The organism is Komagataeibacter xylinus (assembly GCF_004302915.1).
GTDB lineage: Bacteria > Pseudomonadota > Alphaproteobacteria > Acetobacterales > Acetobacteraceae > Komagataeibacter > Komagataeibacter xylinus_C.
On sequence record NZ_QQBI01000009.1, the window covers coordinates 38,316 to 52,064 of the forward strand.

13 protein-coding genes are annotated in these 13,749 nt (G+C 66.5%); 4 read left to right on the forward strand and 9 right to left on the reverse strand.

From position 1 onward, the window contains the following. Positions 1 to 4: 4 nt before the first annotated feature. The 3 genes from DV027_RS07795 to DV027_RS17470 are packed head-to-tail and all read right to left on the reverse strand — an operon-like array spanning position 5 to position 1,924. The gene (locus DV027_RS07795; protein ID WP_130731370.1) at positions 5 to 874 is read right to left on the reverse strand and encodes a shikimate dehydrogenase; all 870 of its coding nucleotides are present in this window, start codon (positions 872 to 874) and stop codon (positions 5 to 7) included. Between the two features lie 29 nt (positions 875 to 903). Continuing rightward, positions 904 to 1,722 carry an N-formylglutamate amidohydrolase gene (locus tag DV027_RS07800; RefSeq protein ID WP_130731371.1) on the reverse strand — a complete coding sequence of 273 codons (819 nt, stop codon included), beginning with the start codon at positions 1,720 to 1,722 and terminating at the stop codon, positions 904 to 906. A gap of 43 nt (positions 1,723 to 1,765) precedes the next feature. Continuing rightward, a complete protein-coding gene (locus DV027_RS17470; protein WP_165399140.1) occupies positions 1,766 to 1,924 on the reverse strand; it encodes a hypothetical protein in 159 nt (52 codons plus the stop codon). A 48-nt stretch (positions 1,925 to 1,972) separates the two neighbouring features. On the opposite strand from DV027_RS17470, the gene argH reads away from it, so the two are divergent. After that, the gene (argH, locus tag DV027_RS07805; protein WP_130731307.1) at positions 1,973 to 3,403 is read left to right on the forward strand and encodes an argininosuccinate lyase; all 1,431 of its coding nucleotides are present in this window, start codon (positions 1,973 to 1,975) and stop codon (positions 3,401 to 3,403) included. Then, complete coding sequence (locus DV027_RS17475; RefSeq protein ID WP_165399143.1) at positions 3,400 to 3,561, forward strand: hypothetical protein; 162 nt, start codon at positions 3,400 to 3,402, stop codon at positions 3,559 to 3,561. The genes argH and DV027_RS17475 overlap by 4 nt, the downstream gene beginning before the upstream one ends. A gap of 12 nt (positions 3,562 to 3,573) precedes the next feature. Here DV027_RS17475 and cdd read toward each other — a convergent pair whose 3' ends face one another. Then, positions 3,574 to 3,972: a cytidine deaminase gene (cdd, locus tag DV027_RS07810; protein ID WP_130731308.1), complete on the reverse strand. Its 399-nt coding sequence runs from the start codon at positions 3,970 to 3,972 to the stop codon at positions 3,574 to 3,576. A 78-nt stretch (positions 3,973 to 4,050) separates the two neighbouring features. Between cdd and lysA the strand changes: the two genes are divergently transcribed. Together lysA and DV027_RS07820 are read left to right on the forward strand one after the other, a co-directional pair. Further along, positions 4,051 to 5,421 carry a diaminopimelate decarboxylase gene (gene lysA / locus DV027_RS07815; protein WP_130731309.1) on the forward strand — a complete coding sequence of 457 codons (1,371 nt, stop codon included), beginning with the start codon at positions 4,051 to 4,053 and terminating at the stop codon, positions 5,419 to 5,421. Then, positions 5,418 to 8,150, forward strand: a complete 2,733-nt coding sequence (locus DV027_RS07820) for a DUF4175 domain-containing protein (RefSeq protein WP_130731310.1) — start codon at positions 5,418 to 5,420, stop codon at positions 8,148 to 8,150. The genes lysA and DV027_RS07820 overlap by 4 nt, the downstream gene beginning before the upstream one ends. A gap of 114 nt (positions 8,151 to 8,264) precedes the next feature. Here DV027_RS07820 and DV027_RS07825 read toward each other — a convergent pair whose 3' ends face one another. The 5 genes from DV027_RS07825 to thiO form a co-directional block, all read right to left on the reverse strand. Further along, on the reverse strand, positions 8,265 to 10,886 hold the full coding sequence (locus DV027_RS07825; RefSeq protein WP_130731311.1) for a cation:proton antiporter: 2,622 nt from the start codon (positions 10,884 to 10,886) through the stop codon (positions 8,265 to 8,267). Between the two features lie 226 nt (positions 10,887 to 11,112). After that, a complete protein-coding gene (locus DV027_RS07830; protein ID WP_130731312.1) occupies positions 11,113 to 11,736 on the reverse strand; it encodes a thiamine phosphate synthase in 624 nt (207 codons plus the stop codon). Then, positions 11,733 to 12,503, reverse strand: a complete 771-nt coding sequence (locus tag DV027_RS07835; protein ID WP_130731313.1) for a thiazole synthase — start codon at positions 12,501 to 12,503, stop codon at positions 11,733 to 11,735. The genes DV027_RS07830 and DV027_RS07835 overlap by 4 nt, the downstream gene beginning before the upstream one ends. Before the next feature lie 5 nt (positions 12,504 to 12,508). Further along, positions 12,509 to 12,709 carry a sulfur carrier protein ThiS gene (gene thiS / locus DV027_RS07840; protein ID WP_130731314.1) on the reverse strand — a complete coding sequence of 67 codons (201 nt, stop codon included), beginning with the start codon at positions 12,707 to 12,709 and terminating at the stop codon, positions 12,509 to 12,511. Between the two features lie 22 nt (positions 12,710 to 12,731). Beyond that, the gene (gene thiO, locus DV027_RS07845; protein ID WP_130731315.1) at positions 12,732 to 13,727 is read right to left on the reverse strand and encodes a glycine oxidase ThiO; all 996 of its coding nucleotides are present in this window, start codon (positions 13,725 to 13,727) and stop codon (positions 12,732 to 12,734) included. Positions 13,728 to 13,749: the final 22 nt, after the last annotated feature.

A 13,749-nucleotide genomic window follows, 5' to 3' on the forward strand; every position in this document is an offset into this window, starting at 1 on the left:
GCGTTCAGCCCCCCGCGTGGGCCGCGCGCAGGTCGGCATCAAGCAGGGCTTCGACCTCCGGGCCGATGGCAGGCTTCGCGCCAAACCATTTTTCAAACCCCAGCCCGGCCTGATGGATCAGCATGCCCAGCCCATCAACCGTGCGCAGGCCGTGGCGTGCGGCAAGGCGCAGCAGGCCGGTCTGGCGCGGCACGTACACGATGTCACACACCACAAGCCCGGCATCGGCCTGCGCCAGATCGAGCGGGAAAGCAGCGTCATCGGCCCCTTCCATCCCGATCGAGGTGGTGTTGACCAGCAGCGTGCAGCCCGCCAGCGCCTCACCGGCCCGCGCCCAGTCAACCACCTCGATTCCCTCAAGCAGGGCTGCCAGGGCCTCGGCGCGGGCGCGGGTACGGTTGGCAATGACAACCTGCACGCCCCGGTCGAGCAGGCTTGCGGCAATGGCGCGCGCGGCCCCGCCCGCGCCGAGCAAAAGGGCGCGGCCGCCGCTCACCGCAACACCATGCGCCTCGACATTGGCAACGAAGCCGTCACCATCGGTGGAATAGCCCTCGATCTGGCCATCGGCGGCAAAGACCAGCGTATTGACCGAGCCTGAACGCCGGGCCGAACGGTCAAGACGGTCAACGATGCGATAGGCGGATTCCTTGTGCGGGATGGTCACGTTCACCCCCCTGAAGCCCGCGGCCTGCAATCCCCTGACCGCCGTATCAAACGCGCCGGGCCGCACGGGCAGCGGCACGTAGGCGCCGTTGATGCCACCCTGCGCCAGCCAGAAATTATGCATGAGCGGCGAGCGTGAATGCGCCACCGGCCAGCCGATCACTCCTGCAAGCCTGGTGTGCCCGTCAATACGGGGGCTGCGTTCCATCGTGTTGTTCATGAACGGCGTGTTCCTGCTCAGTGGCGGTATTCTTCCCAGGCCCGGGGCAGGATGCGCTCAAGCCGCGCGGCCCATTCGGCCTGCCCCTGCGGGGTTGCGATCAGGTCCTGCCTGATCTCGATTTCCAGATACGGCAGGCCGCGTCCTTCGGCATGGACCGGCACGGTATAGTCATTCACATCCGTCAGCGCATAGGGCTCGTTGCTGCCCACCACCAGCCCGTCTTCCGCTGCCAGCAGGTCGCGCACGCGCAGGCCAAAGGCGGGGTTGCGATTGTGTAGCACGCCCGTATGCCACGGCCGCGCCTGACCGTTCATGCAATCGGTAAAGCTGTGCAGCGAGACCAGCACCACGGGCAGGCCAGCCTCGAGCCGCGTGGAAATCTCGCCACGGATCTTCTGGTGATAGGGCAGGAAAATTTCCTCCACACGCCAGCCTTCCGCATCGGCGCTGAGATCGGCATTGGCGGGCACAAGCGTGCCGTCGCTTTCGCGCACGATGGATGAGGGGTGCCCCGGCGCGCGGTTGCAGTCGATCACGAGGCGGGAATAGGCCTGCTCGATCAGCACGCAGCCCAGCTTTTCGGCCAGCAGGCGCCCGGTTTCGGCCATGCCCAGGTCACAGGCGATATGGCGCGCCCGGTCTGCGGCACTCACCCCCATGTCGCCCAATGCGGCGGGAATGGCCCGGCCCGCATGGTCGCTGACCAGCACGAAGGGCAGCCCCCCTGCCGTGGCCACGCCATCAAGCGCCGACGGGCCGAACTGGATGACCGGCGCCGGGTCGGCCGGGGTCAGCAAACGTGACGGCTCCTGCGCAAGGGCTGCATGGTGCATTGTGGCGTAACGTCCTCTGCCATGGGCGGGTTGGGGGCCGACATTACAGCCCCGGCCCGCCAAGTGAAAGACCCTGCCGGGCCAGCACGCCACAACCCCGCCCCGCGCCAGCCCCTCCCCCCGCGCAGGATTGCGGCGCGCCATGATTGTATCTGCCGCGCCGCGCCGGTAGGGTGCGCTGCGCGCAATGGCATTGAGCCATGAAGGCGCGCCATAATCCTTTTCACACTTGGGGTAGCTGGAACACAGGATGCCGGGGAACGCAAAAACGCTGACGGATCAGGACGCGCACAAGGCGAACGCACAATGGGGCGGGCGCTTTGCCGGGGGGCCTGCGGCCATCATGCAGGACATCAATGCCTCGATCGGCTTTGACAAAGCACTGTGGCGGCAGGACATCGCGGGATCAAAGGCCCATGCCGCCATGCTCGCGAAAACCGGCATCATTTCCGGCGAGGACGCCAAAGCCATTACCGAGGGGCTGGACCAGATCGGCCGCGAGATCGCGGCGGGCACGTTCGAGTTCAGCACCGCCCTTGAAGATATTCACATGAATATCGAGGCCCGCCTGTCCGATCGCATTGGCGAGGCGGGCAAGCGCCTGCACACCGCGCGCTCGCGCAACGACCAGGTGGCGACCGATTTCCGCCTGTGGGTGCGCGATGCGATTGACGGGCTGGAGCAGCAGGCAGCCGCCCTCATGCGGGCACTCGCCCGCCGCGCGCTTGAGCATGCGGCGACCCCCATGCCCGGCTTCACCCACCTGCAGACCGCCCAGCCCGTGACCTTCGGCCACCACCTCATGGCCTATGTCGAGATGCTGGCGCGCGACCGGGGCCGCCTGAGCGATGCCCGGCGCAGGCTCAACGAATCCCCGCTCGGCTCGGCAGCGCTTGCGGGCACGTCCTTCCCCATCGACCGCGAGATGACGGCCCATGCGCTGGGCTTCGACCGGCCCACCGCCAACTCGCTCGATGCCGTGTCGGACCGCGATTTCGCGCTGGAATATCTCTCGGCCCTGTCCATCATGGCGATGCACCTCTCACGCCTGGCGGAAGAAATCGTGATCTGGTGCTCGGCCCCCTTCTCGTTCATCCGCCTGTCGGATGCGTTCACCACCGGCTCGTCCATCATGCCGCAAAAGCGCAACCCGGATGCCGCCGAGCTGGTGCGCGCCAAGGGCGGGCGCATTACCGGCGCGCTGGTGGGCCTGCTTACGGTCATGAAGGGCCTGCCGCTGGCCTATGCCAAAGACATGCAGGAAGACAAGGAACCCGTCTTCGCCGCCACCGATGCCGCCACCCTGTGCCTTGCCGCCATGGATGGCATGGTGCGCGACCTCACGGTCAACGAGGCGCAGATGCGCGCCTATGCCGGGTCCGGCTTCTCCACCGCGACCGACCTGGCCGACTGGCTGGTGCGCGTGCTCAAGGTGCCCTTCCGCACCGCGCACCACGTGACCGGCCGCCTCGTGGGCAAGGCGGAAGCGAAAGGCGTGGGCCTGGCCGAGCTGAGCCTTGCGGAAATGCAGGAAGAGGAAGCAGGCATCACGCAGGACATCTTCTCGGTGCTGAGCGTCGATTCCTCCATCGCCTCGCGCACCAGCCTCGGCGGCACGGCGGCCGATAACGTGCGCACACAGGCCACGCGCTGGCTTGACACACTGGGAGCACAGAAATGAACACGCTGACCATCCTGCGCCGGGGCGCGCCCCGCTTCATGCTCACGCTCGCCATGCTGGCGGCCATAAGTGCCACGCTTGGCGCCTGCGGGCGCATTGGCAACCCGCACAGTCCCAGCAAGGCCATCTACAACAATTACCCCGACAAGGACCGCTAGGGCACGCGCCGGTCAGGCCAGGTTGCCCGGCCCGAAACTGTCGGGCAGCAGGTCGGCCAGCGTATGGACCACCAGCACCGTGCCCTGGGGCGAGATCATGGTGATCTCGGCCTCGGGGGGTGCGAATTCCCTTATCTTCTGGCGGCATCCCCCGCATGGCGTGCAGGCTGCCCCCGTGCCGCCACACACCACCACGCGCCGGATGAGGCGCCCGCCCGCCGCCGCCATGGCCGCAATGGCGCCTGCCTCGGCGCAGGTTCCCTCGGGGTAGGCCGCGTTTTCAACATTGCAGCCGGCAAAAACCCGGCCATCCGCGGTCTCGACTGCAGCCCCCACCTGGAAGCGGGAATAGGGCGCGTAGGCATGGGCGCGCACGGCCATTGCCGCCCGTGCCACGGGGTCGTGATTCATGATGGAGCTGTCCTTCGTGTTCTTTCCTGCGTCAACCACCTTGGAAGGGATGCGGCAAGGCGGTATCGTGCAGGCATCATGGCTGATACTCCCCTCCCCTGTCGCGGACAGGACCCTTCCGTCGCCGACCTTCTGGCCGTCCGTCCCGCGCTGTCAATGCACGCCATGGACGGGCTCGTGCTCGAGGACGTGCCGCTCAACGCCATAGCCGATGCGCTGGGCACGCCCACATGGGTCATGAGCGCTGGCACGCTGCGCGCGCGCTACCGCAGGCTGGCCAATGCCTTTGGTGCGACGGGCCGCCCGGTTTCCATCCATTTCGCGGTCAAGGCCAACGACCATCTGGCCGTGCTGCGCATTCTGGCGGCTGAGGGTGCGGGGGCCGACGTGGTCAGCGGCGGCGAACTGCGCCGCGCCATGGCGGCGGGCATCCCGGCGGGCAAAATCGTGTTCTCGGGCGTGGGCAAGACCGCTGACGAGATGCGGCTGGCGCTGCGCGCGGGCATTCTGCAGATCAATGTGGAAAGTGCGGAGGAACTCGAACTCCTCTCCGCCACGGCGCAGACCGAAGGGCTCGAGGCAGCCATTGCCCTGCGCATCAACCCCGATGTCGATGCGGGAACGCATGCCAAGATCACTACCGGGCTTGCCAACAACAAATTCGGCATTCCGTTCAACCGCGCGGTTGAACTCTATGCCCACGCAGCCGAACTCCCCGGCATCCGCCCCGTGGGGCTGGCCATGCATATTGGCAGCCAGATCGTGCGCATGCAGCCTTACCGCGCCGCCTATGCCCGGCTGGCCGCACTCGTGCAGGCCATCCGCGCGCGCGGGCTGGTGGTCGACGCGCTTGACTGCGGCGGGGGGCTTGGCATTTCCTACCGCGATGAAACCGAAGGCGCGCCCGAAGCGCTGGCCGCAGTCATTCAAGCCGAACTCGGCGGGCTGGGCACGCGCCTTGCCATTGAGCCGGGGCGCTGGCTGGCCGGGCCCGCGGGCGTGCTGCTGAGCACCGTCATCCTGCGCAAGCGCGGCTATGACGGCATGCCCCCCTTCCTGGTGCTCGATGCGGCGATGAACGACCTCATGCGCCCCAGCCTGTATGATGCATGGCACGGCATCCTGCCGCTTGCCGCGCAAGATGCGACAGCCCCGGTCGAGACGGTGCATGTGGTCGGTCCCGTATGCGAAAGTGGCGATACCTTCGGCCACGACCGCACCCTGCCTTGCCTGCAGGCAGGTGCACGCGTGGCCCTGCTGGATTGCGGCGCCTATGGCATGGTGATGAGCTCCACCTATAACGACCGCCCGCTGGCAGCGCAGGTGATGGTCGATGGCAATCGCTGGGCTGTCATCCGCCCGCGCCAGCCCGTTGAGGAACTCTGGGCCGCCGACCATGTTCCCCAGTGGGTGGACCAGACCCTTACCCCCGCTGGCGGAGGCCTATGACCGTCGGGCAGGACAGCATCCGAACAGGCGGCAACCTGCCGCAACGCCTTGCGCGCGCGCGCGGTCAGGCCCGGCGCGCCCTGTGGGCCGAGCGCCTGTGGCCGCTCATGCTGCCTGCCGCCAGCACAGCCATGGGCGTGGCCCTTCTGGGGCTTGCGCGCATACCCCAGCGCCTGCCCGACAGCGTGCATGCGCTGGCGCTGCTGGGGCTGGGCGGGGCCGTTGCCTGGCGCACCTGGCGGCTGTGGCAGGCCGTAAGCCCCCCCACCGCCACCGAGACCGACCGCCGCGTGGAGCAGGCCTCAGGCCTGACAGGGCAGCCGCTACGCACCCTGCATGACCGGCCCGCCAATACCGGCACGCCCGCCCTGCATGAACTGTGGCAGCTGCACCTGCACCGCACCATGGCGGCCCTCGATCACCTGCGCGGTGGCTGGCCGCATCTGCGCCTGCCCGCCTCGAGCTGGGTGCGCGCGGCCCCCGTGCTGGCGGTGCTGCTGGCCGGAGGGCTGGCCTGGACCGGCCCCCATGCCGCCAGCCGGATCACCGCTGCTTTCCTGCCCGGCACGGATGATGCCGATACCCCCGCCCCGCAGGTCAATGCCTGGATCACCCTGCCCGATTACGCGCCCGGCGCCCCGGTCTTTCTTGATGCCACCCATGCCACCGCCACCATTCCCGCCGGGGCCGTGCTCAGTGTTACGCTGAACGGGCTGGATGGCACGCCCGCCCTGCACATGCAGGCCAGCCAGTCCGGTCCCGCCATTGGCCCCCATGCCTTTCACGCGCTGGGCAAGGCAAGCTGGAGTGCGAGCGCCCCCCTTCTGGCCAGCGGCACGCTGCGCCTGCGTGGTCGGGGGCGCACGCTGGCGCAATGGAACCTGCACGTAACCCCCAACCCGCTGCCGGATGTAGCCTGGGGGCCAAACCCCGGCAGTAGCGAGGGGGAATGGCGCACGCGCCTGCCCTACCATGTGGCCCAGCCCTACGGCATTGCCAGCCTGCACGCCGAACTGGTCATGCCCGACGGGCCAAACGACATCCTGCGCGTGCCCCTGCCACTCAATGGCCAGCCCCGCACGGCTGATGGCGTGGCAACGCCCGACCTGTCAGACAACCCATGGGCGGGCGAGGACGTGACCGCCCGTCTCGTGGCCACCAGCCACAGCGGCACCACCGCCACCTCCGCCCCCGTCAAGCTGCGCATCGGCGCGCGCGCGTTCCAGAACCCGGTGGCCAAGGCCATTCTGGATATTCGCAAGCGCCTTGCCCTGCACCGCGAGAACCGGGCCCAGGCCGCGCGCGAACTGGTGGGGCTGGGGCAGGCCGATACCGTGCTGACCCACCATGTCGGCCTGCTGCTGGCCCTGACCAGCACCGCCGCCCTGCTGGGCAACGACGATGTAAGCGATGAGCCCGCCATTGCCCAGGCCACCGCACGGCTGTGGTTTCTGGCCCTTGATGTGGAGCACAACCGCCGCGACATTGATAACGAACAGGCGGATTTTGGCGTAAAGGCCGCGCAGGAAGCCGTGCGCCAGCAGCTTGAGCATATGCGCGAGTTGGGCCCCAGGGGGCAGGATGCCCAGCAGCAGGCCGAACTCCAGCACCGCATGCAGGCGCTGAAAGATGCGATCGCGCGCAAGATGCAGGCGCTGGGCCAGCATTCCGCCATTCCCGCCATGCCGGAAATGACCCTGCAGGGCGAGCAGAATCTGGGCCAGATGATGCAGCAGCTGCAGGATGATGCCGCATCGGGCCGCGATGCCGATGCCATGCAGAAACTCCAGCAGATGGAAGACATGGCGGACGGCATCCGCAACGCCACCCCACAGGACATGATGCAGCTGGCCCAGCAGATGCAGGCCCGCCAGCAGGCCCGCGAACTGCGCCGTGACCTGCGCGATCTGGTCACCCGCCAGTCGCAGCTGCTCGATCACGCCCAGTCGCGCCTTGACCAGGACCAGCACCAGCGTGAACGCGAGGCCGCCAGCCGCCAGACCGACATGGATGAGGATGATGGCGACCTGTCCTCCATGTCCACAACCGATCTTCTGCGCCAGCTTGGCATAACGCCCCAGGGCGGGATGCCCCCGGCCGCAGCGCAGGCAGGCCCACCCCCGCCACCCAGCCTGACACCCGAGGCCCGCGCGGCCCAGCAGCATGCCGACCGCGCCGTGCAGCATGCCCTCGCCCGCGCCCTGCATGAGCTCCAGCGTGAGTTCAAGCAGGCCATGGGCAAGGACATGCCCGCCCTCGACAAGGCCCAGACCGACATGAAGGCGGTGCGTGCCGCCCTTGGCGCGGGCAAGGACCCCGAGGCTGCGGCGGCGGAGAAAAAAGTGCTGGCTGACCTGCAGCAGGGCAACCAGCAGATGCGCCAGTCCATGCGCAGCCAGAGCAGCAAGGGCACCGTAAGCGTGCTGTTGCCCATGCTGTCTGATAACGGCAAGGGCAAGGGTTCACACGGCAGTGGCGGCAACCAGTCCGGCGACCCGGATGATGAGGATGACGAACAGCAGCAGGCCGGTGACAAGGGCGATCGTGACCCGCTTGGCCGCAAGAGCGGCGGCACCCATGCCGGCATGGATAACGATACCCACCTGCCCGACAATGCCAGCCGTGAACGCGCGCGCGAGATCGAGCAGGAACTGCGCCGCCGCGATGCCGACCGCACCCGACCGCCAGAGGAACTGGAATATCTCGACCGCCTGCTCCGCCCGTTCTGAACATAATGTTCAGGAAGGCGGGCACGGGAAACGGTCGTTTTTTTAGAAAAGTGACAGATGACGAAGCTTTCTGAAAAAAGCTTCACCAAAAACCTTCTTCTGTTTCAAGCGGCTTCAGGCATTGCCTGAGCCGCTTCCCCGCACCGGTATGGCCTGTGTCACCGGGGCCGTGGCGAGGTCGATCGCATCATAGGAGGGTGCGCGCCCCGCCATTTCCGCGCCATCGCCGGGCAGCAGTTGCGCATCGGGCAGTTCGCCCCTGGCACGCGCCTGTATCAGGCGCTCGAGGTTTTCACCAATATGGGGATAATCCTCCACCAGCTTGCGAAAGTCGCGCGCGCTCATGGTCATGAAATGCCCGAACTGCAACGACCGGCTGGTTGCCGCCACGCGCCCTTCCTTCAGGGCTTCCTCGCCGCCAAGCACGGCACCGGCCCCGAAGCGCACGTCATGCTTGGGGTAATGCGTCTCGGCAAGGCCCGCGCTGATGAAATAGACCGTATGTACCTTCTGCCCCTTGCGGTACAGCCGCTCGCCCGGCGTGGAGAAATGGATCGACATCTTCATCGCGATGTCATGCAGCACGCCATCGGCCACGCCCTCGAAGAGGGGGAAATTGTGGATACGGCTTTCAATCCCCGCGCGGATGTTGAACTTGAGCCTGAAATCAAGCTGCTCGCGGCGGTGTTCCACATCACGGTGCAGTTCGCGGTGCAGCTCCTCGCTCAGCAGCGATTCCGACATCAGGGTATCGTATTTTTCCTCTTCCAGCCTGAGCGCGATCTGGCGCAGCATCCGGTTTTCCAGCGCCTCGGAATAACCGTGGTAATGCAGCCGCAGGGTCTGCAGCGCCTCATCAAGCAGCTTGCACTGCCGGCCCAGCACCTCGCCCACGATCTCGCTGATGCGCACGCCAAGCGTCGGCTCCATGCGCTGGCGCATGAAACGCGTGAGTGACAGCGAGACGAAATAGCCGATCATCAGCATCTCGAAACGCTCCATCATGCAGTACATGAGGGGGGTGTCGAAATTGAAGCGGTGGTGGATGAACTGCGCCACGCGAAAGCGCAGCGAGGGCCGCAGCCTGCGCCGCAATGCGCGCACATAGCCAAAGCGGCCTTCAAGGCGCGCGCCATCCACCATGGCCTCGGCCGAGCGCAGCAGCGTTTCCATCACCCGGCGCGACAGGCCCTGAATGCGGAACAGGTCGAGCAGGATGGAGCGCTCGCGGTTGGCGATCACGATCAGCGCCAGCGTCACGCGCTGGCGGTCGCCAAGTGCGGTATCGAATGTATTGGCCTGTTCCTCCGAATGGACGCGCCGGTCGAGCACATCGACCACCGTGCTGGTCACGTTGGGCGAAAAGCCAAGCTCGCCCGCCACGTCGCGCGTCTGGTCACGCACTTCACCCAGGCCGATGGCCAGGATCTGGTGGCGCAGCGCCTGGTCGATCAGCGGCAGCTGGTCAAGCTTGAGGAACAGCACGAGGTAGCGCAGCGACAGACCGTTGACGAACAGCGTGATCAGCACGAACCCCGTGGCGATGATGCCGATGAAGTGCGCGATGCTGCTCGAGACATGCTCGTTTTCCGTCACCGCCAGCGCCAGCGCCAGCGTAATCGCCCCGCGCAGGCCGCCCCACACCATTGTCACCTTGAACGGCGTGGGCACCGGCGGCGAGAGCTTTGTCGCGGCAAGGACGGGCAGCATGCCGAACACCACCGCCCCGCGCGCAAGCAGCCCCGCGCCCGCGGCCACAAGGATCAGCACGCAGTCCCACTTCGTCATGCCCACCAGCAGGCGGGGCACCAGCATCGAGGCCAGCACGAACACCAGCGACCCCGCCCAGAACACAAGCTGCTGCCACAACTCGTTGAGGAAGCGCCAGGTCTGGGGCCGGAAGGTGGACGGGCCATAGATGGAGATGGTCAGCCCCGAGGCCGCCGTGGCCACCACGCCCGAAAAACCAAGGAATTCATCACATACGATATAGGACAGGTAGGGCAGCGCCACCGTCAGCGTGACCTCGGCGGCGGGGGCGGCACCCAGGGCCGGGATCATCATGAGCACCAGCCGCCCGAACAGGATGCCGATGATGAGCGCGCCGATGAACGAGACCAGGAACTCCAGCACCGCCCCGCCCAGCATGATCTTGTGATGCGAGGTGATGGAACCGAGCAGGATGGTGAAGATGGAAATGGCCGCCGCGTCATTGAGCAGCGCCTCGCCCTCCACCAGTCGGGTCAGGCGGCTGGCCGCCCCGATTTCCTTGAAGATGCCCGCAACCGCCGACGGGTCGGTCGTGGCCACGATGGAGCCGAGCAGCAGGCACACCGCAAGCGGCATGCCCGCCAGCGGATAAAGCGCGAAACCGATGGCGGCGGTGGAAACGGCAACCGCCACCACGGCCAGCAGCAGCACGGTTGCGGTTTCATGCGCGAGCCTGCGGACATCAATGCCGAGCGCGCCCTGGAAAACCAGTATGGGCAGGAAGATAAGCAGGAACGCTTCGCTGTTAAGCGGAAAATCCAGCAGCGTTTCCGCCGCGCCATTGAATATTTCCAGATGGCTGTTGCGCAGCACCAGATCCGCAGCACCACCGATCACGATGCCCACGATGGCAAGCAGCACGGTTGCGGACAGTTCGAGGCGGCGGGCAAGCGGCTGGACCGCGCTGACCACGACAAGCAGCACGGCAATCGCCATCAGGATTGCTGCCAGACCCGCTATCTCCATTCAAAATCCCCGCCTTCCGGCCACATCAATATATAATAGGCCAACCCTAGCGACCGACCATGAACAGATTATGTCCATCACGTATCAGTGCGGCAGAATCCGGCGTCATGAAACCAATATCTGGCCGTAAAAGACATTCCTTCAAGGACCAGAAACGTCAGTACCAATAATGCCACAGAAGCGTTGCACGAACAACACAATGCCCATCACATTATGTTCCACTTTTTCACAGTGGGCGCGCGGTGGCTGTAGCAGCAAGCCAGGCCTTTACCTGACCCGCCGGGTCGGGCATGCGGATAAAATCAGACACTGCCGAGACACAGTCCGCTCCCGCCACAATGCATGAAGGCGCGCGCTCGAGCGTAATGCCGCCAATCGCAACCAGCGGCAGGTCGCCAATGTGCTGCTTCCATGCCGTCAGTTTTGCCGTGCCCTGCGGCCCCCATGGCATCTTTTTCAGCCTGGTGGGCCAGACCGGGCCAAGGGCCACATAATCGGGCCTGACGGAAAGCGCGCGCTCGAGTTCCGCCTCGCTATGGGTGCTCACCCCCAGCCTGATCCCGGCGGCACGGATGGCGGGCAGGTCCGCCGTATCAAGGTCTTCCTGCCCGAGATGGATGTAATCCACCCCCTCCTCGATCGCGATGCGCCAGTAATCATTGAGCACAAGGCACACGCCATGCTGGCGTGCCTGAGCCATTCCTGCGCGGATTTCGCGCAGCAGGGCCTCGGGGGCCATATCCTTGAGGCGCAGCTGGATCAGTTTTGCGCCCGCCTGGCCCAGCTGGCCCACCCAGCGGGCCTCATCCACAACCGGGTAGATGCGCGAGGGCAGTGCTGCGTGGCTCATAGCACGGCCTGCCCGATGACGGGGGTGGAGGGCACGGCCATGTCGCGTTCCTCCATCGGGTCGGCAATATAGGCCATGCGCCCGGCCTCGACCGCCATGGCGAAGGCGCGCGCCATTTCAGCCGGGTTGCCCGCCTTGGCCACTGCCGTGTTGATCAGCACCGCGTCATAGCCCAGTTCCATGGCCTGCGCGGCATGCGAGGGCACGCCAATGCCCGCATCGACCACCATCGGCACATCGGGGAAGTGCGCGCGCAGCGCACGCAGGCCAAACAGGTTGTTCAGCCCCTTGCCCGAGCCGATCGGGGCGCCCCAGGGCATCAGCACCTCGCAGCCCGCGCGCAGCAGGCGCTCGGCGCCCACCAGGTCCTCGGTCATGTAGGGAAAAACCTTGAAGCCGTCCTCGGTCAGGATGCGCGCGGCCTCGACAAGGGCGAACATGTCAGGCTGCAATGTATCGGATTCGCCAATCACCTCGAGCTTGATCCAGTCGGTGCCAAACACCTCGCGCGCCATCTGCGCCGTAGTCACGGCCTCGCGCACGGTGTGGCAGCCCGCCGTGTTGGGCAGCACGGGCACGTCGAGCCCGCGGATCAGCTCCCAGAACGCCTGGCCCGCGCGCGCGCCCGCCGCCTCGCGCCGCAGCGATACGGTCACAACCCCGGCCCCGGCCCGGCGCACGGCATCCGCCAGGATTTCAGGCGAGGGATACTGCGCCGTGCCCAGCATCAGGCGCGAGGTGAGTTCGGTGCCATAGAATAGGGTCATTGCGATTATCCTCCCTGCATGGGGGCCAGAATTTCCACCTGCGCGCCCGGATGCAGCGCAAGGGCCGGACGCTTACTGGCCGCGACAAAGCAGCCATCTACCGCCGTGGCGATGCGGGTGGTGGCGTCATAGCCCATCTCGTCAAGCAGGGCGCTCAGGGTTGTGGCCTGCACGTCATGACGTTCGCCATTTACCGTTATCTGCATGGAACGCTCCTGTAGGGACTGCTCACGCCGCGCCGAACACGATATCGGCCGCCTCCGCCGCCCGCACGGGCGAGAGCAGGAAGCCATGGCGATACATGCCGTTGATATGGATATGCCGCCCCCGATAGCGCACGGCGGGCATGTTGTCAGGGTAGGAGGGACGCAGGCCGGTGCCGGTTTCGAGTATCTCGGCCTCGCCAAAGGCGGGGTGCAGGGCATAGACCGCGCCCAGCATTTCCACCATCGAGCGCAGGGTCATGGGGCCTGCGTTCTCGCTCTCGATCATGGTGGCCCCCACCATGTACACATGGTTGGCACGCGGCACGATGTAAATGGGAATGCGCGGATGCAGCATGCGCACCGGGCGGTGCAGCGTCACGTCGGGGCAGCGCAGCAGCAGCATCTCGCCGCGCACGCCGCGCATGTCGGTCAACTCGTCGCGGGCTGCGATGCCGGTGCAGTCCACCACCCAGTCAAAGCCTGCGGGCTGTTCATCCACCGGCACGTTGAACCGGATTTCACCCCCCAGCTCGACCACGCGCGCGGCCAGGGCCGCCAGCGCATCACGCGGGTTGACGTGGCCCTCGCCCGCAAAGAACAGCGCACGCGAGAAGCGATCGGCCAGGTCCGGCTCAAGCTGCGTGATCTCGGCCTCGCCAATGGTTTCATAATGTGAGGTGCGGCGGCCAAAGCGCATGATCTCGCGCACGTCACGCGCAGGCGCGAGCACCAGCGTGCCGTTGCGGTCCACGCCGGGCACATGTGCATCCCACCAGTCGAGCGAGGCGAGGGACTGGGCAGTCACCTCCGGCGTTGCGGATTCGGCCTCGCACCACGGGGCCAGCATGCCGCCTGCCTTCCATGAGGCGCCCCAGCCCACGCGCGGACCACATTCATGCACCACCACCCGCGCGCCCCGTTCGGCCAGGGTCACCGCCGCCGTCAGCCCCGAAACCCCGGCACCGCGCACCAGAACGCGCGGACCCGGACCCTGGGGAAATGCCGTTGGTGCTGTCATGTGCCTGCCGTGCCCCTGTGCT